The 24,338-nt window shown below is 42.1% G+C and carries 24 protein-coding genes and 1 pseudogene; 12 read left to right on the top strand and 13 right to left on the bottom strand.

Features of this window, described 5'->3' with window-relative positions; genetic code table 11:
- Nucleotides 1–5: 5 nt before the first annotated feature.
- The 6 genes from FSC11_RS00375 to tviB form a co-directional block, all read right to left on the bottom strand.
- Nucleotides 6–1,049 carry a glycosyltransferase gene (locus tag FSC11_RS00375; protein ID WP_163164481.1) on the bottom strand — a complete coding sequence of 348 codons (1,044 nt, stop codon included), beginning with the start codon at nt 1,047–1,049 and terminating at the stop codon, nt 6–8.
- Between the two features lie 160 nt (nt 1,050–1,209).
- On the bottom strand, nt 1,210–1,353 hold the full coding sequence (locus FSC11_RS16195; RefSeq protein ID WP_264821067.1) for a polysaccharide pyruvyl transferase family protein: 144 nt from the start codon (nt 1,351–1,353) through the stop codon (nt 1,210–1,212).
- Nucleotides 1,354–1,510: 157 nt separating this feature from the next.
- A complete protein-coding gene (locus FSC11_RS16190; protein ID WP_227590989.1) occupies nt 1,511–1,687 on the bottom strand; it encodes a hypothetical protein in 177 nt (58 codons plus the stop codon).
- Between the two features lie 1,348 nt (nt 1,688–3,035).
- Entirely contained in the window at nt 3,036–3,536 is a 501-nt protein-coding gene (locus FSC11_RS00365) for a polysaccharide biosynthesis protein (RefSeq protein ID WP_163164479.1), read from the bottom strand.
- A 9-nt stretch (nt 3,537–3,545) separates the two neighbouring features.
- A complete protein-coding gene (locus tag FSC11_RS00360) occupies nt 3,546–4,562 on the bottom strand; it encodes an NAD-dependent epimerase/dehydratase family protein (protein ID WP_163164477.1) in 1,017 nt (338 codons plus the stop codon).
- A 17-nt stretch (nt 4,563–4,579) separates the two neighbouring features.
- On the bottom strand, nt 4,580–5,857 hold the full coding sequence (gene tviB / locus FSC11_RS00355) for a Vi polysaccharide biosynthesis UDP-N-acetylglucosamine C-6 dehydrogenase TviB (protein ID WP_163164475.1): 1,278 nt from the start codon (nt 5,855–5,857) through the stop codon (nt 4,580–4,582).
- A 296-nt stretch (nt 5,858–6,153) separates the two neighbouring features.
- Between tviB and FSC11_RS00350 the strand changes: the two genes are divergently transcribed.
- The 12 genes from FSC11_RS00350 to ahr all read left to right on the top strand — a co-directional run bounded on the left by FSC11_RS00350 (nt 6,154) and on the right by ahr (nt 16,515).
- The gene (locus FSC11_RS00350; RefSeq protein WP_163164473.1) at nt 6,154–7,257 is read left to right on the top strand and encodes a polysaccharide biosynthesis/export family protein; all 1,104 of its coding nucleotides are present in this window, start codon (nt 6,154–6,156) and stop codon (nt 7,255–7,257) included.
- Nucleotides 7,257–7,685 (top strand): low molecular weight protein-tyrosine-phosphatase, encoded by a 429-nt coding sequence (locus FSC11_RS00345; RefSeq protein WP_163164471.1) that lies wholly within the window; start codon nt 7,257–7,259, stop codon nt 7,683–7,685. Before FSC11_RS00350 ends, FSC11_RS00345 begins: the two co-directional genes overlap by 1 nt.
- 21 nt (nt 7,686–7,706) lie before the next feature.
- The gene (locus tag FSC11_RS00340) at nt 7,707–9,899 is read left to right on the top strand and encodes a polysaccharide biosynthesis tyrosine autokinase (protein WP_163164469.1); all 2,193 of its coding nucleotides are present in this window, start codon (nt 7,707–7,709) and stop codon (nt 9,897–9,899) included.
- Between the two features lie 170 nt (nt 9,900–10,069).
- Complete coding sequence (locus FSC11_RS00335) at nt 10,070–10,774, top strand: BamJ family beta-barrel-assembly machinery protein (protein ID WP_163164467.1); 705 nt, start codon at nt 10,070–10,072, stop codon at nt 10,772–10,774.
- 49 nt (nt 10,775–10,823) lie between these two features.
- Nucleotides 10,824–11,513 (top strand): BamJ family beta-barrel-assembly machinery protein, encoded by a 690-nt coding sequence (locus FSC11_RS00330; RefSeq protein WP_163164465.1) that lies wholly within the window; start codon nt 10,824–10,826, stop codon nt 11,511–11,513.
- A gap of 139 nt (nt 11,514–11,652) precedes the next feature.
- A complete protein-coding gene (locus FSC11_RS00325) occupies nt 11,653–12,387 on the top strand; it encodes a dienelactone hydrolase family protein (RefSeq protein ID WP_163164463.1) in 735 nt (244 codons plus the stop codon).
- An 81-nt stretch (nt 12,388–12,468) separates the two neighbouring features.
- Nucleotides 12,469–12,828, top strand: coding sequence for an HIT family protein (locus FSC11_RS00320; protein ID WP_163164461.1), 360 nt, complete (start codon nt 12,469–12,471; stop codon nt 12,826–12,828).
- Nucleotides 12,829–12,986: 158 nt separating this feature from the next.
- Nucleotides 12,987–14,015 (top strand): A/G-specific adenine glycosylase, encoded by a 1,029-nt coding sequence (gene mutY, locus FSC11_RS00315; protein WP_163164459.1) that lies wholly within the window; start codon nt 12,987–12,989, stop codon nt 14,013–14,015.
- A 109-nt stretch (nt 14,016–14,124) separates the two neighbouring features.
- Entirely contained in the window at nt 14,125–14,628 is a 504-nt protein-coding gene (locus FSC11_RS00310; RefSeq protein ID WP_392390192.1) for a M23 family metallopeptidase, read from the top strand.
- 15 nt (nt 14,629–14,643) lie between these two features.
- Nucleotides 14,644–14,889: a hypothetical protein gene (locus FSC11_RS00305; protein WP_163164455.1), complete on the top strand. Its 246-nt coding sequence runs from the start codon at nt 14,644–14,646 to the stop codon at nt 14,887–14,889.
- A gap of 16 nt (nt 14,890–14,905) precedes the next feature.
- Entirely contained in the window at nt 14,906–15,481 is a 576-nt protein-coding gene (locus FSC11_RS00300) for a DNA-3-methyladenine glycosylase I (protein ID WP_163164453.1), read from the top strand.
- A gap of 11 nt (nt 15,482–15,492) precedes the next feature.
- On the top strand, nt 15,493–16,515 hold the full coding sequence (ahr, locus tag FSC11_RS00295) for an NADPH-dependent aldehyde reductase Ahr (protein WP_163164451.1): 1,023 nt from the start codon (nt 15,493–15,495) through the stop codon (nt 16,513–16,515).
- A gap of 66 nt (nt 16,516–16,581) precedes the next feature.
- Here ahr and FSC11_RS16185 read toward each other — a convergent pair.
- The 7 genes and pseudogenes from FSC11_RS16185 to FSC11_RS00260 all read right to left on the bottom strand — a co-directional run.
- A pseudogene (locus tag FSC11_RS16185) lies at nt 16,582–16,827 on the bottom strand (LysR substrate-binding domain-containing protein); the annotation flags it as partial.
- A 32-nt stretch (nt 16,828–16,859) separates the two neighbouring features.
- Nucleotides 16,860–17,504 (bottom strand): SRPBCC family protein, encoded by a 645-nt coding sequence (locus FSC11_RS00285; RefSeq protein ID WP_163164449.1) that lies wholly within the window; start codon nt 17,502–17,504, stop codon nt 16,860–16,862.
- Between the two features lie 62 nt (nt 17,505–17,566).
- A complete protein-coding gene (gene dapB, locus FSC11_RS00280) occupies nt 17,567–18,388 on the bottom strand; it encodes a 4-hydroxy-tetrahydrodipicolinate reductase (protein ID WP_163164447.1) in 822 nt (273 codons plus the stop codon).
- Nucleotides 18,389–18,701: 313 nt separating this feature from the next.
- Complete coding sequence (locus FSC11_RS00275; RefSeq protein ID WP_004814100.1) at nt 18,702–19,175, bottom strand: Dps family protein; 474 nt, start codon at nt 19,173–19,175, stop codon at nt 18,702–18,704.
- 297 nt (nt 19,176–19,472) lie between these two features.
- The gene (gene dnaJ, locus FSC11_RS00270) at nt 19,473–20,585 is read right to left on the bottom strand and encodes a molecular chaperone DnaJ (protein ID WP_004895889.1); all 1,113 of its coding nucleotides are present in this window, start codon (nt 20,583–20,585) and stop codon (nt 19,473–19,475) included.
- A 105-nt stretch (nt 20,586–20,690) separates the two neighbouring features.
- The gene (locus tag FSC11_RS00265) at nt 20,691–21,068 is read right to left on the bottom strand and encodes a hypothetical protein (protein WP_004814094.1); all 378 of its coding nucleotides are present in this window, start codon (nt 21,066–21,068) and stop codon (nt 20,691–20,693) included.
- A gap of 132 nt (nt 21,069–21,200) precedes the next feature.
- Nucleotides 21,201–24,338: an efflux RND transporter permease subunit gene (locus FSC11_RS00260; protein WP_163164445.1), complete on the bottom strand. Its 3,138-nt coding sequence runs from the start codon at nt 24,336–24,338 to the stop codon at nt 21,201–21,203.

The following is a 24,338-nucleotide window of genomic DNA, read 5'->3' as shown; positions in this document are numbered from 1 at the left end:
ATACTCTAATCATTAAAGATTTTTACCCATGCATTTTTAAAGTTTTCAATATTAAATCGATTTGAGTTGATTATAGCAGCTTTAGAAAGTGACTCTAAATAATCAAAATCATTTGTAATCTTCTCCATAGCTGCTGCAAATCCTCTCTCTTTTTGATCAAAGTCAACGATAATTCCCGACCCATTAAGCAGTTCCAGAACACCAGGCAAATGATCAAAAACAATAGCTGGAAGACCATAGGCTTGACTTTCTATCAGCACCAGTGGGGTCGCTTCTTTTCTAGAGGGTAAAAGAAATACTGTCGCATTCTGGTAAAATTTCTCAATATTACTTATTCGCCCAAACAACTGAATATTAGATAACTTCTTTTCAAATATGATCTGATTAAGTATATCTATATCACTCTCACTTAAACCTACAATTTGTAAAGACCACTCTTTATTTTTCTGTAGTGCCCATGCGTCTAAAAGAATATCAAAGCCTTTAACTGTTATATTATTTCCGATTGCAAGAAATTTTTTCTCCGAAAGACTTGGGGGGACGAGTAGAGGGCTAACTGTCAAAGGATTGTATATTAAAGACAGTTTATCTGCACATAATTTACTATATCTTTTCCAAGCGAATAGTTCAGACTGGGATAAGACAATAATTTTAAAACATTTTAATACAGCATAAAACCTTGATACTTTAAAAATTAACTTATTAAAATTATTTTCTAAAGAGAAATGTTCCCAGAGAATTAATTTGGTTTTTCGAGGTAAAATAAACCCATTAAACAAGATAGAATTTGAATCCAAGTTAATATAGAAATCTATTTCTCTTTCCTTAAAAACTTTATATATTTTAATATTTTTAGAAAAAATACCCCCTTTAATTTCTGATAAATCAAAAATCTTTATACGAGGATCTAAGTTATAAAAGGATTCACCACCTTCATTAACTAAGATAACAATAGAAAATTGATCTATCAATAAATTACAGAGTGTACACAACATACGTTGTGTCCCCCCTGAATTAGAAAGATTATGAATTAAGAAAGCTATCTTCATTTCACAAAATCTTCACAAATTTTCTTCATCTTATTAGCTAATATCAAATAATCATCCTTATTATGAATTCTAATATTAGATGTTATTTTCTCACCTTCATATTCAAAATTAGCTATAAAAGAACCTGTTTCTTTATTAACATCAACTCTATTAAATAGTTCTAAAATACCTTCAAATCTACATGTATCAAAAAGTTATCAAAACCATTAATATAAATAACAGGTGTTCCCATGGCTAAACACGGTAAAGCACAATGAATTCTAGAAGTGATTACAAGTTTAGCGGTAGAATATTTTTCTAACAAAGAATCTGCTATTTTAAATTTTTCTTCATATGTATATTTATCCCTGGTAAAACTTGTGTTATATATTCAGTTTGCTCAAGCAACTCTTTAGAGAATATTTTTTCATATGCTTCTCAATTTTTTAGTTTTAAAACGTTTCCATTAATTATAGATTTCATTAAAGTTTTATAGTTTTCCATAATATACATTTTTGAGGATAATCATATAAAGGATCTACAATATATATACCTTCTCTTTTAATATTATTTTTCTTATATCTATCCAAAGTAAGAGTTAAACAACCACTAAAATATGCATCTATATCTCTTTTTAAACTCATTAACAGTAAACTCATCTCGACACCCTATAGGTTGGTTTTTAAAAATTCAATTCCTTCTTTACTTAGCATATATGGTACAGAAGAGTGATTTAAATGAAATGAAATTAACAGTGGCTTTATTTTTCTGAAGGGATCCACTCATTAGTTTGTGTATGGGTGAACCAACCATTCATAATTAAATGAATATCATCTCCATTATAATATGCAGATTTTTCTCTATTTATTTTAGCTATATAGTTTTCAAAAACTTTGAGCAGCTAAACTTTGAATATAATCACCAATATTAAATCTTCCTTTTAGCTCTTCATAAACTAAAATACCAAATTTCTTTTCAGACATAACAACACCTCATAGTAATTTTTTCATTCTATCAAATAGAATAGTTAAGATAAACTTCTTTTCAATCTCATTAAGCCTAAAATAAAAGAAAAATATAGAAAAATTTCCAAGACTAATATATACAAAACATTTACCAAAAAGAATCATTTATTTTAATTTTTCATAAATAAGCGCCCCACCTAATAAAATTAAAATACAATAAAATATATCAGAAAAATATTTCATTAAATTTAAATTTATATTCCTATACAAAATTATACTATTATAAAAAAATAAAATCTATAACTAAAAGCTAGAATACTAATAAAATGGTAGAAGAAAAACCAACTCTAAATAATGATTATTAATAAGAAGTATATAAGCTAGTGGCAGGTTTAGGAGTAGTATTATAGAGATAATAATTTGATATTTTTTATATTCCCTGCATAAGTAGACATCCATAATGGACCAGAAGCAGCACTAAAAATTCCACATATAACAACAACCTTACATAAAAGGAAACATATTCAGGCAGGATGTTACCTAACCATATTTTTAATAGAAAATCAGTTGTTATAAAAATGGTACTGATATTAATGTTATTAAATAAACTGAATATTTAGAAGCATTAATTACCAAATCCACGTGCCTATTAAAATTATTTTCTGCAAAAGATTTTACAATTTGAGGATTAAAAGCTGAATGTAAATTAGAAACAAATGTAAAGATTATAAAATTAATTTGGCTAGAAATAGCTATTGAAGCATTAATAAAAACTCCTAAAAATAATTAAATATAATAGAGACCCTTGAGTATTTAAAACTGATGCAAGCTGACCAAATATATTCCAACCTGAAAATATAATCATTTCTTTCTTAACTTTTTATTTTCTTTAGTTTTGAAATGCAACTCTGTTTTATAATTTTTCTTTACATAGCAGTAATATAATAAAAACATGATTAACGAATTAACTATTAAAATAAAACTATAGGTTGCAAGTTTATCAAAAAATTAATATATGAAATAATAATAACAAGAATTAATTTCAAAAGGCTTCACATATTCCAATATAAGCATAAACTTTCATTTCTTCTTTAGCCAATATTAAGGATTGATATGGTACAACCCATACGCTTATTAGAGAAATAAATATTGAGCTCTGAAAAACAATATTCGCAACAGGCATTCGATCTGAAGGAATATTTAATTTATTATTTAAAATCCAATAACCTACAGTTTCTAAAATAAAAAATATAAATAATGAAATAACTACATGTATTTTTAATGAAATTTTAAAAATCTCACCAACATTATAATTTTTATCATTAGAAAGTGCATAGTTTAGATATCTTTGAGTTCCACTTCTCATTGCAGAATTTAAAAAACTAAATAAAATTATAAAACCGGCTATTAAACTAAATATACCAAAATCTTTTACCCCCAAAATATTATAAATAATTCTAGTAGTATATAAAGAAATTAGTAATAATAGTACCGTCCTAAAATATAAGAATATAGTATTAAAAAATATTTTTTTATTTGACATACAATTTTATTAACTTTTATACCAGGCTACCGCTTCAGTAATTCCTTCAGAAATCTTCTTTACTGGCCTAAAAAAAAGTGATTTCTTAATTTTTTCTATACTGGCTTGTGAATGCCTAACATCTCCTGCACGGAAGTCCCGATATACAGGCTCTTTCGTATACGTCACACCAGCTTCATTTAATGCTGCTTTAATGGCATTAAATAAATCATTTAGCGTGGTACGATCTCCCACTGCCACATTATAAACTTGATTTTTAGCTTCATCATTTTGTGTAGTCGCTGCCAAAATATTAGCTTGCACTGTGTTCTCAATAAAACAGAAATCACGACTAGTTTCACCATCACCATTAATAAAGACATCATCACCGGCAATCATGGCTGCTGTCCATTTTGGAATGACTGCAGCATAGGCTCCATTCGGGTCCTGACGCTTGCCGAAGACATTAAAGTAACGCAAACCAATGGTTTTAAAGCCATAAGTTCGGGCAAAGACTTCGGCATACAGCTCATTTACATATTTGGTGACCGCATAAGGCGAAAGTGGCTTGCCGATATTTTCTTCGACTTTAGGCAGTGCCGGATGGTCACCATAAGTCGAACTGCTGGCGGCATAAGTAAAACTTATCACTTTCGCATCACGTGCAGCGGTCAGCATATTTAAAAAGCCGGTAATATTGGCTGCATTAGTAGTAATCGGGTCAGCAATCGAACGGGGTACAGAACCTAAAGCTGCTTCATGCAAGACATAGTCCACTCCTGTACATGCTTTCTGGCAATCTTCAAAATTACGGATATCACCTTCATAAAACTTGAAGTTTGCCCATTGTTCAGGCTTGACCAGATTTTGTACTTCATCCAGATTATACTGATGACCTGTGGCAAAGTTATCTAGCCCTACTACATTTTGGTTCAGCTTTAATAAGGTTTCCAGTAGGTTTGAGCCAATAAAGCCTGCCACACCGGTAATTAACCAGGTTTTAGGTGCTTGTTGTAATTGCTCGCATACAGTTTGATATTGGCTCATGTTTAAGATCCCTATAATTACAGACGAAGGTCAGATTCAGATTGATCCAGTACATATTTCAGGTCATATAAAATATGTGCTGGCTTGCCCAGGGCACGTAATGCTTCAGCACCCATGGCTTTAAACTGATCATGTGCAACGGCTAAAATTACTGCGTCATACTGACCTTGTTCCACGTTTTTGACCGGATTAATCCCGTATTCATGTTGAGCTTCGCTTGCATCCACCCATGGGTCATACACATCGGCAACAATATTGTATTCTGTCAGTTCATTGACAATATCAATGATTTTAGTATTCCGAATATCCGGGCAGTTTTCTTTAAAACTTAAGCCTAAAACCAGAACCTTAGCGCCTTCGACCTGAATTTTTTTCTTGATCATGGCCTTGACCAGCTGGGTCACTACATACGCCCCCATACCGTCATTTAAACGACGACCTGCCAGAATAATTTCAGGGTGATAACCGATAGACTGTGCTTTATGGGTTAAATAGTAGGGATCAACACCAATACAATGCCCCCCCACCAAGCCTGGACGGAATGGCAGAAAATTCCATTTGGTACCGGCAGCCTGCAATACTGCTTCAGTATCAATTCCCATTTTATTAAAGATCACGGCCAGTTCATTAATCAGGGCAATATTAACATCACGCTGAGTATTTTCAATGACTTTTGCTGCTTCAGCCACTTTAATACTAGTCGCTTTATGGGTACCCGCCTCGATCACCAAATTATACACCTGATCAACAAATTCAGCGACTTCAGGGGTAGAACCTGAAGTAATTTTCAAAATATTGGTTACGCGGTGCAGTTTATCGCCCGGGTTAATCCGCTCCGGACTATAGCCGGCAAAAAAGTCCTGATTGAACTTCAGGCCTGATACCTGTTCCAGAACCGGAATACAGGTCTCTTCAGTTGCCCCCGGATATACCGTAGATTCATACACCACCACATCGCCTTTTTTCAGTACCTGTCCAATGCTGGTCGAAGCTTTAACAAGCGGCGTTAAATCTGGCTGTTTAAATTCATCAATAGGGGTAGGCACAGTCACAATAAAAAAGTTACAGCTTTTTAAATCTTCTAAATTTGCTGAATAACTGAGCTGATTTGCTTGTTCGAGTTCTTCTGGGGAAACTTCAAGGGTATGGTCTTGACCATTTCTAAGTTCATCAATTCTTTTTTGGTAGATATCAAAACCAACGACAGGTACTTTTTTCCCAAATTCAACTGCAAGTGGCAAGCCCACATAACCTAGACCAATCACTGCAATTTTTAAATCTGTAATAGATAGCATTTCAACGCCTTATTCGTATAATGTGCTTAAGAAGCTTAAATCTTTCGGCAGGAATACTAGCAGAAAAACATGAAATTTAGGTTATGATTTAGTACCAAAAAGCCAATATCTGTTAAATATTTTACTCATTTTATTTCAAAATATTTTTCCTAAAAATGTCATAAAGCTAAGCTAAGCCCGTCTCCTTTTCACTCACTATTCAATTATAATCAGATACATTTTGTTATAGAAAGTACAGACTTCTCAGGTAGAATATCGCAAATTTATCGAATTAAATATTAAAAACGGGATTTCATGTGCGACAAATTCAATTGGCTTTTTTACTGACTTGCGGTCTGAGTTTGACCGGTTGCGCAGTTACCTCTGGTCTGCAAACTTATGACCTACCAGCCGAAGGTGTTTATCAAACCGAACTTGGCACTTCAGTCAATGTGATTAAACTCACCCAGGACTCTATACTGGCTGTTCAGCCTGCTGTACAGAACATTCAACAAGATTATGCCCATTTGTTTAGCACCCCGCATCGTAGCTACAATCTGAGCCCAGGTGATATCCTGTCCATCTATTTATGGGCTTACCCGGAAATTACTCCACCGAGCAGTAGCATTAGCAGTGACCAGTCTGCTCAGGCAAACGGTTATCAAATTGACTCGCAGGGCTATATCCAGTTTCCGATGATTGGCCGTTACAAGGCTGCAGGTAAATCCCTGACTCAGGTCAACCGTGAATTACGCAGCCAATTGTCACGCTATTTAAAAACCCCGGATGTCATTGTCCGGGTTCTGTCCTATCAGGGCCAGCGCTATTCGGTTCAGGGCAATGTCATGAAAGGCGGACAATTTTATTTAAGTGATCAGCCTGTCAGTGTATATACCGCCTTGGGTATGGCGGGTGGTGTCAATGCACAACAGGGGGATAATACTTCTGTGACTTTAGTCCGTCAGGGACGTACATACCAGCTAAATACCGTAGAATTAGAAAAAGCTGGACTTTCTCTGCATAATTTATTGATCCAGCCCAATGACACTTTATATGTGAACAATCGCGAAAATCAAAAAATCTATGTCATGGGTGAGTCGGGCAAAAACCAGTCCTTGCCACTGCGCGATCAGGGGATGAGTTTAAGTGATGTATTAGGTGAAAGTTTGGGCCTAAATCCACTCTCTGCCAGCCGCAGCAAGATTTATATCGTGCGCAGTCAGCCAAATGCTGTGCACACTGAAGTTTATCAAATGGACCTCACCAGCATTGCTGACTTTGGCCTGGCCAATCAGTTCAAAATGCGCAGCAATGATATTGTCTATGTCGATGCCTCAGGTCTGGCGCGCTGGCAACGTGTGATGAATCAGGTGATTCCATTCTCGAATGCCTTGTATAATCTGGATCGACTGGGACAATAATGCAGTTTAAACATATTCTGGTGGTCTGTGTCGGTAATATTTGCCGCAGTCCTATGGCTGAATATTTACTCAAGCAGGCTCTACCTGAACGGCAGATCCATTCGGCCGGTATTGCAGCGATGATCGGCTATCCGGCAAATGAGAAGGCCCAACGCTGTATGCAAAGTATCGGACTGGACATGCAGGCGCATCGTGCCAAAAAACTGACCGGGGACATGATTAAACAGGCCGATCTGGTGCTGGTCATGAGTAAAAACCAGCAACAGCATTTAGAGCAGCGCTGGCCTTTTGCCAAAGGAAAAACTTTTCGCCTGGGGCACTGGCAATCAAAAAATATTGCTGACCCCTACCAGCAGGATCAACTCTTTTTTGATCACACCTTTGAGCAGATTCAACAGTGTGTAAATGACTGGATATCCCATCTTTAAATAATTGAATGACAATAAACTATGAGCCAAACCACCAACACTGAAGATACCATTGACTTAAAAGAACTCTTTTTCTCATTGATTGCTCAATGGAAACTCATTGCCCTTTGCGTCATTTTAAGTATTGTGGCGGCTTTACTGTATTTACGCGTTACACCAGATACCTATCGTGTGGATGCACTGGTTCAGGTCGAAGAAAGTAAAGGTACGTCTGCAGCTTTGCTTGGCGATCTGTCGAATATGATCGAGCAAAAACAGCCAGCACAGGCGGAAATCGAAATTCTGAAATCACGTCTGGTCTTGGGTGAGGTAATTGATCGCTTAAATCTAGACATTCAAGTTGCAGGAACAGAAGACTCCCTGTTTGATCGTCTGCTGAATCCGCATGATTACCGGACTGAATATTCAACCCGATCGGTTTTATTCAGAGATGGTGATCAAGCATTTGATATCCGTCAGTTTGATATTCCACAGGCCTATTATGACAAGACTTTAGAACTACAATTTAAAGAACAACAGTTTAGTCTGACCGATCCAAGAACAGGCCAAGTGGTTTTTTCTGGCCTGTTAAACCGCAATAATCAGGCGACTCGCCCTGAGGGAACCTGGAAAGTAGCAATTTTTAGCCAGGACCAGTTCCAGGATCGTTATCTCATCAGCAAACAGTCTCTACCGGCTGCAGCAAATCGTTTACTGGCCAATTACTCGGTCGCAGAAAAAGGTAAAATGACCGGGATTCTGGGCTTAAATTATGAAGGCCAAGATAAAGCACATATTACCCAGGTACTGAATGCCATTCTGCAAGCATACAGTCAGCAGAACGTGGAACGTCGTTCAGCCGAAACAGCTCAAACGCTCAAGTTTTTAGAAGATCAGCTTCCTGAACTGCGTCAGCAGCTGGATGTGGCAGAACGTGAATTTAACCAGTTCCGTCAGCAGTCCAATACTGTCGATGTAACCAAAGAATCCGAGTTGTATTTAACTCAAAGTATTGCGCTAGAAACCCAAAAAGCCCAGCTGGAACAGTCGGTTGCTGAGGCTTCAGCGAAGTACACCAGCGAACATCCGGTCATGCAGCAGATGGAAGCCCAACTGGCTGCAATCAATAGCAGAATTGCCGAGCTGAATGGAACCTTAAAACAGCTACCAGATTTACAACGTCGTTACTTACAGCTGTATCGCGAAGTCGAAGTCAAACAGCAGCTGTATACGGCCCTGCTCAATTCTTATCAGCAGTTAAGAATTGCCAAAGCGGGTGAAATCGGTAATGTGCGTATTGTCGATACCGCTGTTGAACCACTTGAGCCCATTGCGCCAAAAAAACTGCAGATTCTGATTCTGTCAATTTTCCTCGGTGGCTTCCTCGGCACCTTAATCGCACTGTTACGCAATATGATGCGCAGTGGTATTAAAGATGCAGCACAGATTGAGAATGAACTGGATATTCCTGTGTATGCCACAGTACCGCGCTCAGCAGTTCAAGAAAGCCGTGTAAAATTACTGAAAAAGAAAAAATCGATTCCTATTCTTGCAGTTAAAGATAGTGACGATATTGCGGTGGAAAGCATCCGCAGTATCCGGACGACTATTCATTTCTCGCTGACTGAAGCGAAAAATAATATTATTGCCATCTCTGGCCCGGCCCCAGAAGTAGGTAAATCTTTTATTGCAGCAAATCTGGGTGCCATTCTGGCGCAAGGCGGTAAAAAAGTCCTGGTGATGGATGGTGATATGCGTCGCGGCTATTTACACAAATACTTTAATCAGGATACAGCCCCGGGACTGTCTGAGCTACTGCTGGGTACCCATACTTTGGAACAGGTCATCAAGGCAGACAGCTATGAAGGCCTGTACTTTATTTCACGGGGTAAAAACCCGTCGAATCCTGCAGAGTTGTTAGGTTCACAAAAGTTCCAGGCACTTTTGAGCGAGTTATCTGCCCAGTTTGATCATATTCTGATTGATACGCCACCTGCCCTGGCAGTTACAGATGGTGTGATCATTGCACAGTCTGCTGGTGTGAACCTGCTGGTAGTACGTCATGCCAAAACTCAGATGAAAGAACTTGAATTGACCATCAACCGTTTTGAGCAGGCGAAAGTCAAAGTGAATGGCGTGATTCTGAATGATGTTCAACGTGGCAGCGGTGGTTATGGCTATGGTTACGGATATAACTATAATTACCACTATAAAGCCAGAAAAGATCAGGACTAATATTCAAAGCCGGCAATTGCCGGCTTTTTTATGGTTAGTTTTATCAAATTCTGGGCTCTACCAAAGCACAGCAAAAACCCGTTGAAATTTGCACAGGTGGTTCAAGATTTCTTAAAAATTTCTGCTAAGATGGAACGAACATTAACGATAACATCATATTGGAATAATACATGAGTAAGGCCTTACCGATTGCTGTCGCTGTTCTTCTAGGCGGTGCTGCGCTCGTTCCTGTTTACTATGCAACTCAACATCCGGTAAATCAAACTTCTAAGGCATCTAAAGATGCATCTGCAGTTTCTAAGATCAGCTATGCTCTCGGTTATGAAGTCGCACATCAAACTCCACCAGAGCTGGATATCAATAGCTTCATTACCGGTGTTCGTGATGGTCATGCTCGTAATGAAGCAGCCTATAATGAAGAAGAACTACAGGCAGCTTATGAGCAGTTCCAGAAGGATATGCAGCAAAAGCAGCTTGATGATGCTAAAAAGGCCCAAGCTTCAAGTGATTCTTTCCTGACTGAAAATGGGAAAAAACCTAGCGTCAAAACCACCGCTTCAGGCCTGCAATACCTGGTAACCAAAGAAGGTACAGGAAAACCACCTGCTGCAGATTCTATGGTCAAAGTTCACTATACTGGCAAGCTGGTTGACGGTACGGTATTTGACAGTTCAGTAGAACGTGGTGAACCGATCGAATTCCCACTGAATCAGGTTATTCCAGGCTGGACTGAAGGTCTACAGCTGATGAAAGAAGGCGGCAAAGCCACCTTATATATCCCATCTCAGCTCGGTTATGGTCAGCAAGGCGTTCCAGGTACCATCCCGCCGAACAGCACCTTGATTTTTGATGTTGAACTCATCGAAGTAAAATAATACGGTTTAGGGAGAGCAATATGCTCTCCCTTGTTTTTGAGAAACTAGAATGAAAATACAAATTAGTCTTGCTGCCCTGCTGTTATGTTCCGGTAGCTTATATGCCAAGGATATCACCACCAAAAGTACAGAAGCAGAACAGGTGGGTTACAGCTTTGGCTATCTTATGGGTCGCAATAATGCCGATTCATTGAAAGGCATCAATCTGGATGCATTTAGTGCTGGGTTGAAGGCCGCAGCGGCAGGACAAAAAGCCAGCTTGACTGAAGAAGAAATGGCAAAGGTACTGATGCAATACAAGCGTCAGGCGGATGCTCGCGAATTAATTGAGCTCAAGAAAACAGCTGAAGAAAATGCCAAAATTGGCCGTGAATTCCTGACTGAAAATGCTAAAAAACCAGAGATTAAAACGACTAAATCAGGACTGCAATACCAGATCCTGCAAGATGGCAAAGGAAAATCGCCAAATGCGAACAGCAATGTCAAAGTACATTATGAAGGTCGTTTGATTGATGGTACTGTGTTTGACAGTTCAATTGCACGTAATCAGCCGGTCGTATTCAAGACTAGTCAGGTGATTATGGGCTGGACCGAAGGTCTGCAACTGATGAAACCTGGAGCCAAATACCGTTTCTTTATACCCGCAGAACTTGCTTATGGGCAAATTGGTTCAGGTGATGTGATTGAACCGAATAGCACCTTAATCTTCGATATTGAACTGATTGAAGTCATGAAATAATCAAAAAGGAGATATCCGGGCATATCTCCTTTTTTGACTAACAAGAACAAATTAATCTGCTGTAATCCTGTGACATCTGTTTGGCTTTTGCTATGTTTATACTTTCATCCAAATACTGAACAACAATAGAGGAACTTCCATGGCAGCAATAAAGACACGTGAGATTCAATATACGGCGCAGGATGGCAGCCAGTTAATCGGTTATTTTGCAGCGCCCGAATCTGATACGCCTGTTCCAGGCGTGATTGTGGCACCTGAATGGTGGGGGCGTAATGACTATACTGAACAGCGTGCCCGTGAGCTGGCTGAACACGGCTATGCTGCCCTGGCGATTGATATGTATGGCGATAAAAAAGTCACCACGGCATCGAATCAAGCCTATGAATGGATGATGCAGACTTTTGAAGATCCCGATACGATTGTGAACCGTGCTACGGCTGCCCTGAATACTCTCGCTGCACAAGAGGAAGTTGATGCAAATAAACTGGCAGCAATCGGTTTCTGTTATGGCGGTAAAGTCGCACTCGATCTGGCGCGTTCTAATGCTCCATTGCAGGCAGTGGCAACTTTCCATGCCAATCTGTCACCCAAAGCACCTGCTCAAGAAGGTCAGGTTCAGGCTGAGATTCTCGTCCTGCACGGTGAACAGGACAGCATGGTTTCACTAGATGATGTTGAAAGTTTCTGTAAGGAAATGCAGACCGCCAATGTGAAACACGACGTGATCATTTTCAAAGAGGCCAAACATGGCTTTAGCAACCCTCTTGCCGATGAACGGGCCAAAGCCAATGGTGTAGACCTTGGTTACAATGCTGAAGCAGAAAAACAGAGCCTTGAGGCAATGTATGCCCTGCTGACACGTCGCCTAGCGTAAAGAATATTTGTGCTATTCCACTCTGAGGGGGAGCGGATTAGTGCAAAAAATGATTATTCAAAAAGAAATAAGGAGAATGAAATGGCTGAGAACAACTGTCTATACTGCAACTATGACGAATATGATGTCATTGCCAAAAATGACTTTGGTGTGGTGTTGCCTGAACCGAATTCATTGTCCCAAGGGCATAGTGTGATCGTGCCACTGCGTCATGTGGCTTCCTTTTTTGAAATTACCGATAAGGAACGTAAAAGCTTGATGTCTTTGCTGGAACAGGCACGTAATGAACTGAATTTACGTTATCAGCCATCTGGCTTCCATGTAGGTTTTAATGATGGTGAGGTATTCAAGGCAAAGTCTGAACACCTGCATATTCACCTTATTCCACGTTATGAAGGCAAAGTGCTGAAACTGGATGCCCGTTGGGGAATTGAAGACTAAATTCAGTTTTTAGCTCAAGTTTTATCAGAGTGAATGAACTTCGGATCATTCACTTTTTTATTGCCTGATCTGCCTATTTACCTTGATACACTTTTCACCGATTCCTTTAGCTGAATCCGCTATAATGCTTTTCTGTTTCCCTGCCCTGTCCAGTATTCATGTTTGTATTTTCAGATGCGCTTTTAGAATGGTTTGATGTTCATGGCCGGCATGACTTGCCGTGGCAGGTGGCAGATGACCCTTACAAAGTCTGGGTCTCTGAAATTATGCTGCAGCAGACTCAGGTCAAAACGGTATTACAGTACTTTGACCGTTTTATTGCACGCTTTCCTACGGTTCAGGACTTGGGAAGCGCGACCTGGGATGAGGTTGCCCCCTACTGGGCTGGACTCGGCTATTATGCCCGGGCACGTAATCTGCACAAAGCAGCTGGAATTGTAGCTAAGCAAGGTCATTTTCCTGACACCCTGGAAGAATGGATTGCCCTGCCAGGTATTGGTCGCTCGACCGCCGGTGCATTGATGTCTTTAGGGTTACGTAAATACGGCGTGATTATGGATGGTAATGTCAAACGGGTTTTATCGCGTTTCTTTGCCATTGAAGATGATCTGTCTAAGCCCATTCATGAACGTGCCATGTGGCAACTGGCTGAAGAGCTATGTCCTCACGAGCGTAATCATGACTATACCCAGGCAATTATGGATCTGGGAGCCACAGTTTGTACGCCCAAGAAACCGCTGTGTCTGTATTGCCCGATGCAACAGCATTGCCAGGCACATCAGCAAGGCTTAGAAAACGAGCTGCCTTTTAAGAAAGCTAAAAAACCAGTACCGGTGAAATCTGCCCAGGTACTGATCTTACAATGTGGTGATCAATGGCTGTGGCAGCAACGTCCCAATACTGGACTTTGGGGTGGTCTGTGGTGCTTGCCGATTATTGAAGAAGTACATGAACTGGATCTGTTAAAACAGAGTCTAGGCTTAAAACAGTTCATACAAAAAGTCGAAATTTCGCATAGTTTTACCCATTTTACCTGGCAACTGCAAGGTCTGGTATTTGCTATTGATGCTGATCTGCAAGAGCATTTAACTATTGAACTCAACGGAATCTGGCTGGAGCCAACCGCGGCAGTTCAGGCCGGCATCCCCACAGCAATGAAAAAATTGATCTCTGCAACTCAACTGTGACATATTTAGAAATACGAGATTTTTAACTTAATAATTTTGAATTTGATACAGGCGAACAAGGAAGGACGCTTTGCAGCATAATATTCGTTTTACCATTATTTCTGTTTTAATGCTGCTATTGGCAGCATGTAGCTCTACTCCAAAACAGTCGGGTTCTGCAGTACTAAACCCAATTCTGGTGCAGCAACTGAGGAATACAACAATGCCCTCCCGGCTGCCGATCCCGGTAGATAACATCAAGACACGCCAGCTCAAAGATACCTGGGGCGCTTCCCGCAGCAGTGGCCGCCTGCATGAAGGTATTGATATTATGGCTCCACGTGGAACCAGAGTCCTGAGTGCGACGGAGGGCCTGATTGCGGACTTACGCAATAACAATTTGGGTGGTAAAGTGATCTGGATACTCGGCCCGGGTGGAACCTGGCATTATTATGCGCATCTTGACGGGCATAAGCGCGGCTTGAGTGTCGGGGACTATGTCAAAAAAGGTCAGGTGATTGGCTATGTTGGCAATAGCGGTAATGCACGGCATACTGCGCCTCACCTGCATTATGGGCTTTATCTGCAGGGTAAAGGCCGTGGTGCGGTAAATCCCTATCCATATTTACGTTAATTTTAGGAAATGTACATGTCAGAAGCGTTGATCAACCGTCTGGTAGAATTTGCTGAGTCAGGCAATCAACAAAAAATCGTGCTCAATGACCAGACTTATCAGGGCTGGATTATGGAAATCACCGAAGATGCACTTCTGATCAGTACCGGTTATGCCGATAAGAGCGGCAAAGATGCCTGGATCCCGTTTAGTGATCTGGAGCAGGCAGAGCTGTCTTACTGGGATAACCAGCAAGATCAATGGACCACGTTCAAACTCTAAAAATAAGGAGCATCACATGACCATTCAACGCTGTGGCTGGTGCTCCGATAATTCTCTTTATATTCAATATCACGACCAGGAATGGGGTCAGGTTGTTCTGGATGAACCGCGTCTATTTGAAATGCTGTGTCTGGAAGGACAGCAAGCAGGATTGGCCTGGATCACGGTCCTGCAAAAGCGTGAAGCATACCGTGAACATTTCTTTCAATATTCTATTGCAACCATTGCTGCCTTTACAGATGAGCAACTCACAGCAAAACTGCAAGATGCTAGTCTGATCCGGCATATCGGTAAACTGACAGCCATTCGGGATAATGCCCGGGCCTGGCAACAGCTGAAATCTCAAGATCATGATGTGGTGGAATGGTTGTGGTCTTTTGCCCGGCAGCCACGTTTAAATAATGATGTGGCAAATTATCGGCAGGCTCCGGCACAGACTGCTGAAAGTCAGCACATGTCCAAAGCCTTGAAGAAAGCCGGTTTCAGATTTGTTGGTCCAACGATTTGTTATGCCTTTATGCAGGCAGTGGGCATGGTCGATGACCATGAAAATCACTGTCACTTTAAAAACAAGATCCTCTCATTCAAATAAGAGCTGAGCCCATGTCTAATAATACCATTCAAGCCTATGCCGCAATGTCTGCAGGTGCAGCACTAGAGCCTTATCAATTTGATGCAGGTGAACTTCAGCCACATCAGGTCGAAGTCAAAGTTGAATATTGTGGTCTGTGCCATTCCGATATTTCAGTGCTCAATAATGACTGGGGATCTTCAGTCTATCCTGTTGTAGCCGGCCATGAAATTATTGGCACAATCACACAACTGGGGTCGGAAGCCAAAGGTTTAAAAGTCGGTCAGCGTGTCGGCATTGGCTGGACAGCAGAAAGTTGTCAGCATTGTGACCCATGTATTTCAGGTCAACAGGTCATGTGTACTGGGGGGCAGGTGGCGACGATTGTGGGTCATGCCGGTGGTTTCGCCGATAAAGTCCGTGCTGGCTGGCAATGGGCAATTCCTCTACCGGAAGATCTGGATCCGACCAGTGCCGGTCCTCTGCTCTGTGGTGGTATTACCGTATTTGATCCGATTCTGAAACATCAGATTCAGGCCCTTCATCATGTCGGGGTTATTGGCATTGGTGGTTTAGGGCATATCGCTATTAAATTGCTCAAAGCCTGGGGCTGCGAGATTACTGCTTTTACCTCCAACCTGGATAAAACCGATGAGCTCAAAGCCATGGGCGCGGATCATGTGGTGAACAGCCGTGATCCGGCAGCGATTAAAAAACTGCGTGGTAAATTCGATTTACTGCTCAGTACCGTGAATGTCACGTTGGACTGGCAGGCTTATCTGGCGACACTGGCACCGAATGGTACCGTGCATATGCTGGGCTTACCTTTAGAGCCGATGCAGATTTCGGCTGGCTCATTAATTGGCGGTGCCAAATCCGTGACTGGTTCACCGACAGGTTCTCCAGCAGCTTTACGTCAGTTACTGAAATTTGCTGCGCGTAAAAATATTGCGCCACAAATTGAATTATTTCCAATGTCAGATATCAATACAGCGATTGAACGCCTGCATTCTGGCAAGGCCCGCTACCGGATTGTACTGAAAGCAGATTTTTAATTTTATTCCTGATTCAATATAAATCTACCCTCTCCTAGGAATAGGGTAGATTTTTTATAGCTATATTTATAAATATTTGGCCAGTTTCTCGAACAGAAATTCAATAAACAGATGTATGCGTTTAGGCAAATGTTCCTGCCGGTAATAGATCGCACAATTTTTTGATAATGCAGCTCAATCTGGTCTTCAAACAGAACCTATAAACCACCTGGCTGTACAATCGTCTTCAACCAGAAAACTTGATAGACAGGTAATGCCGATCCCCTGTAAAGCCAATTGACGGATGGTCTCTCCGTTAAGAGCTTTAATCTTGTGCGCCACCCAATTAAAGATTCGCCATCCAGCTAACGCAATGCTTCGGGCAATACCGGAACTGTCGAGGATTTATTCAGTTCCAGCTTCATTTTTTGCAACATCTGATAAGGCTGCTGCTGTACAAACATGTTTACAAAGGTCAGCGGGATAGAGCCTTCAGGATTGGCATAACCATAGGTAGAAACTTTGACCTTTTTCTCGCCTAAGCGGTTAAAAGTCCAGTCACCTTCATAATGGGTCAAGCGTACATAATCCGGATTCAGTGGATAGCCCTTTTGAATGGCTTTGTTCTTAATCGTGATCTGGCCATTGGCTTCACGGATCATTTTCCCTTGTACCACTAAGTCCCGGTCTTTCAGCGGAAATGGGAAATCCAGCACCATATACAAGGTGAAATCGCCCTTTTTGTCATCCCGGGAGAGTACCTTCACATTGCCCATATAAGGCACCCATTTTACTGCATTATCGACATCAATAATCAGGTGCACTGCCTGTTCTATCGGTACATCATAGGTCGTTTCAGCTTTATACAGAAAAACCGGATTGTTCTTGTTTTGATAGGTCCAGACCTTGATATTATTTTTATTAATACTGAGTTTGGCATTTGGTACAGATTTAGGCTGTGCTGCGGCAGCAAATACCACAGCACAGATCATGAGTATGACTTTTTTCATTCCATTTTCGTCTTATTTTAGTTTTAGTTATTCTTATACTTATAAATGATTTTGACGAAAATTTAAACTTGAATATCGTTAAAACCAAGTACATCTTTCATGTCATATTTGCGCGCTTCGCGACCAACTACCCAAGCTGCGGCACGTACTGCACCTGAAGCGAAGTTCATGCGGTTAGTGGCTTTATGGGTAATTTCAACGCGTTCACCATCGGCAATAAACATCGCTGTATGTTCACCCACAATATCACCACCACGAATCGTTTGGAAGCCGATACTTTGACGCTCACGTGGACCTGTATGGCCTTCACGGTGATAGATTGCATCTTTTTTCAGATCACGGCCGAGTGCACCTGCAATTGCTTCACCCCACATCAGTGCTGTACCTGATGGTGCATCCACCTTATGACGATGGTGCGCTTCAATCACTTCAATATCAACGGTATCACCAAACACTTTAGATGCTAGCTCTAGTAGTTTAATTGAGACGTTTACACCCACTGAATAGTTGGCAGCATAAACCACAGGGGTTTCAGTTGCAGACTCATCGAGGTAAGCTTTTTGTTCGTCGTTGAGACCCGTGGTACCAATCACGATGGCCACGCCATTTTCACGGCACACTTTAAGGTGATGTACAGTGGCTGCAGGTGCAGTGAAGTCAATGACCACATCACAGTCTTTCACCACTTCTTCAAGGCTACCCACGACTTTTACACCAACTGCACCAATGCCTGCCATTTCACCTGCATCTGTACCAATTAAAGTACTTTCTGGGCGTTCAACTGCTGCGCCCAATTGATAGCCGGCTTCTTTCACTGCCTGAATAAGGATGCGTCCCATACGGCCACCTGCCCCTAAAATTCCAATGCGTGGTATCGCTGACATAACATAGTCCTGATATTGATTCGAAATTGTTCTTACTATAGCAAAACTCGCTCCTAACACTAAGATTGATCGCATAAAAATCAATGAAAAGAATTAAAGAAGATCATGAGCGTTTTTGATATGCAGGAAATGTTTAATTAAATTCTAAAGAGTCGGCTTTCTATAAAATATTGGGCAAGCTGTTTTTCCTGTATACAATACGAGCTCAGGATTAAACATACAAAAAGCCCATAGGATCACCATGGGCCAGTTGTATGAGAGCAATACCTTGAAAATAGGAAAATAAAAATTCAGCTTTGTATATCTGAAAGATTTACTCTTCTAACAGGCTTCTTAACATCCAGGCTGTTTTCTCGTGCACATTCAGTCGTTGAGTGAGGATATCTGCAGTTGGCTGGTCATTTGCCTTGTCTACAATGTCAAACATGCTTCTTGCGGTACGGGCAACCGTCTCATGGGCATTGACCAGTAAGCGAATCATTTCCTCCGCTTTAGGCACACCTTCAATTTCCTCAATAGAAGTCAGCTTTGCAAACTGCTGATAGGTTCCTGGTGTAGGAAAGCCCAAAGAACGGATCCGTTCTGCAATAATGTCTAAAGCATTCCACTGTTCGGTATATTGCTGCATGAACATGTTATGTAGAGTATTAAATTGCGGACCGGTGACATTCCAGTGAAAGTTATGGGTCATTAAATATAAGGTGTAGCTATCGGCAAGTAGTCTGGATAGACCTTCTACAATTTCCGCTCTGTCTTCGGCTGAAATACCAATATTTACTTTTATCATCTCGGTTACCTTAAATTTTAAAAAAATATGCGTGATCAACTTGTTTATTCTTATAATCAGTTTAGCTACTTCAGCAAATTGCAAAAGATGAGATCAGTATCATTTATGTTAGCTTTGTTGAAATAACAGAGTAAGTTCAAATCACAGGAATGTAAAGTATGACAAGAGCTTTACTGAGCAGTAAACTTATACACAAACCTGAGGAAGATACCGATTTTTTCTCTTTAAAAATCGGTGAACTGTAAAGCTGAGATCTAAAAAAAGGACGCCTGAGCGTCCTTTTTTATTTTCATTCAATTAGTCAAACAGACGATCAAAGAATGATTTTTTCTTCGGTGAAGATTGGCTACCTTCCCCATCCATTGATGCTTGCAGCTCTTTCAGCAATTCACGCTGACGTGCAGTCAGGTTTACCGGTGTTTCAACCACAATACGGCATAACAGGTCACCAGTCATGCTGGTACGAACAGGTTTTACACCCTTACCACGTAAACGGAATAATTTACCAGTTTGCGTACCTTCCGGGATTTTCAGGCTGACACGGCCATCTAGGGTTGGGATTTCAATCTCTTTACCCAATGCAGCATCAGCAATTGAAACAGGCACATCCATATACAGGTCAGCACCATCACGCTGGAAGATCTCGTGCTCACGCACTACCACTTCTACGTATAGATCGCCTGATTGACCATCACGGATCGCTTCACCCTTACCAGTTAAACGTACGCGGTCGCCATTGTCCACACCAGCGGGAATGGTAACTTCCAGGGTTTGCTGTCGATCAGATACGCCCGAACCATGACATTTATTACATGGATTCTTGATGATCTTGCCTTGACCACGACAGGTGCTACAGGTTTGCTGTACAGAGAAGAAGCCCTGCTGCATACGTACCTGGCCCGCACCATGACAGGTCGGACAAGTTTCCACATCATTCGGATTTTTAGAACCTTTACCATCACAGGCATCACATGGTGCAGGCGCAGTGAAGGTAATAGTTTTCTTGACGCCTTTGACTGCTTCTTCCAGACTCAGTTCCATGACATAACGTAAGTCAGAACCACGGCGCGCACGTTGTTGCTGACGACCACCACCAAATGCCCCACCAAAGATGTCACCGAACTGGCTGAAAATATCTTCTGCGCTAAAACCACCGCCGAAGCCACCGCCGCCGCCCATACCACCTTCAAAGGCCTGATGGCCCATGCGGTCGTACATGCTGCGCTTTTCGCTGTCAGACAGTACTTCATAAGCTTCTGAAGCTTCCTTGAACTTTTCTTCAGCTTCTGGATTGTCAGGGTTGCGGTCTGGATGATATTTCATCGCCAACTTACGGTAGGCTTTTTTAATCTCATCATCACTAGCGGTTTTAGCAACACCCAAAACCTCATAATAATCACGTTTAGCCATGTCTGGCGATGCTCCTCACGGAATTTTATTTAATACTTAACTGTGGTCTGAAATTGGGGGTCAAACCAGTTTTTACAAGGGGGAATATGAAAAAAAATCGAAAGCTTAGAAAACAGCTTTGCTTTGATAGAATTTGGACACGCCCTTGAACCAGGCATTAATCATGAAAATAAACGCAATAAAGCTGAATACGACGCCAGCGACCGTGCAAGCTTTCACCCATAACATGCTGTCCCAGGCATGGAAAAAGAGCGGAATAAACCAGAGGGCTGCAAAAACAGCCAGCATGGTGTAGATCACCACATTACGCATGATCCACAGCGCTTGTGCCTGTAGCCAGACTTCTGCATAGTCGACCTGAGCGACTTTGCGTGCTAACCAATAAGAAAAAATTCCAAAAATCACGGTAAAAGAGGCTAAAAACATGAACACATATGCAATGGCTACAGAGCGCCGCATTTGAGTTAAACTTTTTTGATTCATGTCTCTTTCAACCTCGTTGTCCGTTTCTGCAACACGGGAAAAACGGCAACTTCGCATTTTTTAAAATTGTAAAATTATCAGGCACTACTATATTAAAAAATTTAATATTTCGCACCTGATTTTAAGACAGTTTTAGACCGATTGCGAAGTTTTCTTTACCTTAAACCATTGCGCATACAAGGCTGGCAAGAAAAACAGGGTTAACAGTGTCGCCACAATCAGTCCGCCCATAATGGCAACTGCCATTGGACCGAAGAAAATGCTACGTGAAAGCGGAATCATGGCCAGTACAGCAGCCAGGGCAGTCAATACAATTGGACGGCAACGGCGTACCGTGGCATTGATGATAGCATCCCATTGTGATTCCCCTGCCTGAATATCCTGTTCAATCTGATCAATCAGAATCAGGGAATTACGCATGATCATGCCTGAGAGTGCAATCGTACCCAGCATGGCGACGAAACCAAACGGTTTATTGAACAATAACAGAAAGAGTACCACGCCAATGATGCCCAGTGGGGCGGTCAGGAACACAATAAAGGTCCGTGAAATACTCTTCAGCTGGATCATCAGCAGGGTCAGAACCACTGCCAAGAACAATGGCATACCGGCATTCACAGATGTCTGACCTCGTGCTGATTCCTCTACGGTTCCACCTACCTCAATCAAGTAGCCACTTGGTAATTGATCTTTAATGCTCTCCAAGACAGGAGCAAGCTGATTGACCACGGTGGCTGGTTGTAAATTGCTACGGATATCCGCACGTACGGTAATCGTCGGCAAACGGTTACGATGCCAGATTAGTCCTTCTTCAAAGCTGTATTCAATATTGGCAATCTGCGCCAAGGACACAGAGTTACCACGTGCAGTGGGTACCGCCAGACTGCTTAAAGATGCCACATCCACCCGTTCAGCCTGCTCACCACGTAGACGGATTTCAATCAGCTCACGTTTTTCCCGGAACTGATCCAGTCCCGCACCTGCAATGGAGCTGTTCAGGAAATTGGCCAGATCACTACTGCTCACCCCCATCTGACGGGCACGGTCCTGATCAATGTCTAATTTGATCACTTTACTTGGCTCGCCCCAGTCCAGATGCACATTGGTGGTGTTCTGGTTTTCAGCTACCTTGGCAGCGACTTTTTGTGCCCAGCTGCGTACCAGTGCCAAGTCTTCACCCGACACCCGGAACTGGAGTGGATAACCCACGGGTGGACCATTTTCCAGCAAAGATACACGGGTACGTACTTCAGGTAACAGCAGACGAATCTGCTTGCTTAAAGATTCACGGATTTCATTACGATCTTCCAGGGAAGAGGCCAATACCACAAACTGGGCGAAGCTGGTTTGAGGCAATTGTTGATCAAGTGGTAAGTAAAAACGCGGTGAGCCGGTGCCAACATACACCACATAATTATCAATCCCCTCCTGTTTAGACAGGAAATCTTCAACTTTTTTCACGGCAGCTTCGGTGGCTTTCAGTGAAGCCCCCTCTTCCAGTTTCAGATCAACCAGGATCTCCGCCCGATTCGAGGGTGGAAAGAACTGTTGCGGTACGAATTTAAACATGCTGATCGACAGGGCAAAAATTCCTACAGTCAACGCAATCACGGTCTTGCGATAAGTGACACAGGTATTTACCCAACGTCTAAAACCCTGATAGAACCGGGTTTGATAAGGATCATGATGCTCCCCCGCATGATGCACAATCGGCTCTGGTTCAGGCTGCTTGCGCAGACGTGCCCAGAGACGCTGATACCAGGGGGCTTTCTGGATCAGATCTTTATTAAAATCCGGCAGGAGTTTGTCACCCAGATAAGGGACAAACAGCACTGCAGCGATCCAGGACACCAGCAAGGCAAGGGTCACCACCTGAAAGATAGAACGGGTATATTCCCCGGTACTGGATGCAGCAGTCGCAATTGGCAGGAAGCCAGCTGCCGTAATCAGGGTTCCGGTCAACATTGGAAATGCCGTGGTACGCCAGGCATGCCCGGCAGCTTCCAGCCGGCTATAACCCTGTTCCATTTTGATCGCCATCATCTCAATGGCAATAATGGCATCATCAACCAGCAGGCCAAGTGCCAGAATCAGTGCACCCAGGGAAATCTTGTGTAGACCGACATCAAATAGTTGCATCCCGGCAAAGGTCATCGCCAGTACCAAAGGAATCGAAAAAGCCACCACCAGTCCCGGGCGGAAGCCGAGGGAGAAGAAGCTGACCAGAAGCACGATAATTACCGCTTCCGCCAGCACCTTCATAAACTCGTTGATACTGCGCTTTACTGCCACCGGCTGATCCGATACTTTTTGCAGGTCCATCCCTAGGGGCAGGGATTTCTGCAGACGGGCAAATTCCTGTTCCAGATGTTTACCCAAGGCAATGATGTCTCCCCCCTTACGCATCGATACCGCAATACCAATCCCGTTTTCCCCCATAAAACGCATGCGTGGCTGGGCGGGATCGGTAAAGCCGCGATAGACCTCTGCGACATCGCCGAGCTGGATGGTTTTACCATTCACATAGAGTGGCATCTGCTGTAGCTCTTCTACAGTCTGCAATGCACCGCTGACCCGAACCTGAATCCGGTCTGTGTCGGTTTCAAAGAAACCGGCATTGCTCATGGCATTTTGCTGTTGTAGCGATTGCTGAATGGCAGTGACTGGAATACCCAGCTGTGCAGCTTTGGTATTAGAAATCTCAATCCAGATTTTCTGATCTTGCAGGCCAATCAGCTCAACTTTGGCAACATCTTTAACACGCTGCAATTGTAGTTGCAGACGGTCGGCATATTCTTTTAGTGTCGCGTAGTCGAAATCTTTGCCTTTCAGCACATAGATATTGCCGAAGGTATCGCCGAATTCATCGTTAAAGAACGGACCTTGCACGCCTTGTGGCAGTTCATGCCGGATATCATTAATTTTCTTACGAACGTTATACCAGACATCAGGAACTTCTTTGGACCGTAGCGAATCCTTGGCCACAAAGGTCACCAGCGATTCACCTGGACGGGAATAAGCCATGATGCGGTCATATTGTCCCGTGGTCATCAATTCCTTTTCAATCTGGTCCGTGACCTGCAAGGAAACTTCCTGTGCACTGGCCCCCGGCCAGTAGGTCTGTACCACCATCACCTTAAAGGTAAAAGGCGGATCTTCACTCTGTGACAGTTTGGAATAGGACATGATGCCCACCAGACCCATCAGAATCATGAAATACAGCACCAGACCCTTATTTTTCAGGGCCCATTCGGAAAGGTTAAAATTCAT

The sequence above is a fragment of the Acinetobacter schindleri genome (assembly GCF_010918895.1).
GTDB classification, from domain to species: Bacteria; Pseudomonadota; Gammaproteobacteria; order Pseudomonadales; family Moraxellaceae; genus Acinetobacter; species Acinetobacter schindleri.
This window is presented reverse-complemented; position numbering and strand designations above follow the sequence as displayed.

Coding starts and splice junctions, on each gene's coding strand:
- FSC11_RS00310 (WP_392390192.1), top strand. CDS start 14,125: ATGCTGCTATTGGCAGCATGTAGCTCTACTCCAAAACAGTCGGGTTCT.
- FSC11_RS00365 (WP_163164479.1), bottom strand. CDS start 3,536: ATGTCAAATAAAAAAATATTTTTTAATACTATATTCTTATATTTTAGG.
- FSC11_RS00375 (WP_163164481.1), bottom strand. CDS start 1,049: ATGAAGATAGCTTTCTTAATTCATAATCTTTCTAATTCAGGGGGGACA.
- mutY (WP_163164459.1), top strand. CDS start 12,987: ATGTTTGTATTTTCAGATGCGCTTTTAGAATGGTTTGATGTTCATGGC.
- dapB (WP_163164447.1), bottom strand. CDS start 18,388: ATGTCAGCGATACCACGCATTGGAATTTTAGGGGCAGGTGGCCGTATG.
- FSC11_RS00320 (WP_163164461.1), top strand. CDS start 12,469: ATGGCTGAGAACAACTGTCTATACTGCAACTATGACGAATATGATGTC.
- dnaJ (WP_004895889.1), bottom strand. CDS start 20,585: ATGGCTAAACGTGATTATTATGAGGTTTTGGGTGTTGCTAAAACCGCT.
- FSC11_RS00305 (WP_163164455.1), top strand. CDS start 14,644: ATGTCAGAAGCGTTGATCAACCGTCTGGTAGAATTTGCTGAGTCAGGC.
- FSC11_RS00335 (WP_163164467.1), top strand. CDS start 10,070: ATGAGTAAGGCCTTACCGATTGCTGTCGCTGTTCTTCTAGGCGGTGCT.
- FSC11_RS00275 (WP_004814100.1), bottom strand. CDS start 19,175: ATGATAAAAGTAAATATTGGTATTTCAGCCGAAGACAGAGCGGAAATT.
- FSC11_RS00345 (WP_163164471.1), top strand. CDS start 7,257: ATGCAGTTTAAACATATTCTGGTGGTCTGTGTCGGTAATATTTGCCGC.
- ahr (WP_163164451.1), top strand. CDS start 15,493: ATGTCTAATAATACCATTCAAGCCTATGCCGCAATGTCTGCAGGTGCA.
- FSC11_RS00265 (WP_004814094.1), bottom strand. CDS start 21,068: ATGAATCAAAAAAGTTTAACTCAAATGCGGCGCTCTGTAGCCATTGCA.
- FSC11_RS00300 (WP_163164453.1), top strand. CDS start 14,906: ATGACCATTCAACGCTGTGGCTGGTGCTCCGATAATTCTCTTTATATT.
- FSC11_RS00360 (WP_163164477.1), bottom strand. CDS start 4,562: ATGAGCCAATATCAAACTGTATGCGAGCAATTACAACAAGCACCTAAA.
- FSC11_RS00330 (WP_163164465.1), top strand. CDS start 10,824: ATGAAAATACAAATTAGTCTTGCTGCCCTGCTGTTATGTTCCGGTAGC.
- FSC11_RS00340 (WP_163164469.1), top strand. CDS start 7,707: ATGAGCCAAACCACCAACACTGAAGATACCATTGACTTAAAAGAACTC.
- FSC11_RS00260 (WP_163164445.1), bottom strand. CDS start 24,338: ATGAATTTTAACCTTTCCGAATGGGCCCTGAAAAATAAGGGTCTGGTG.
- tviB (WP_163164475.1), bottom strand. CDS start 5,857: ATGCTATCTATTACAGATTTAAAAATTGCAGTGATTGGTCTAGGTTAT.
- FSC11_RS16190 (WP_227590989.1), bottom strand. CDS start 1,687: ATGAGTTTACTGTTAATGAGTTTAAAAAGAGATATAGATGCATATTTT.
- FSC11_RS00285 (WP_163164449.1), bottom strand. CDS start 17,504: ATGAAAAAAGTCATACTCATGATCTGTGCTGTGGTATTTGCTGCCGCA.
- FSC11_RS00325 (WP_163164463.1), top strand. CDS start 11,653: ATGGCAGCAATAAAGACACGTGAGATTCAATATACGGCGCAGGATGGC.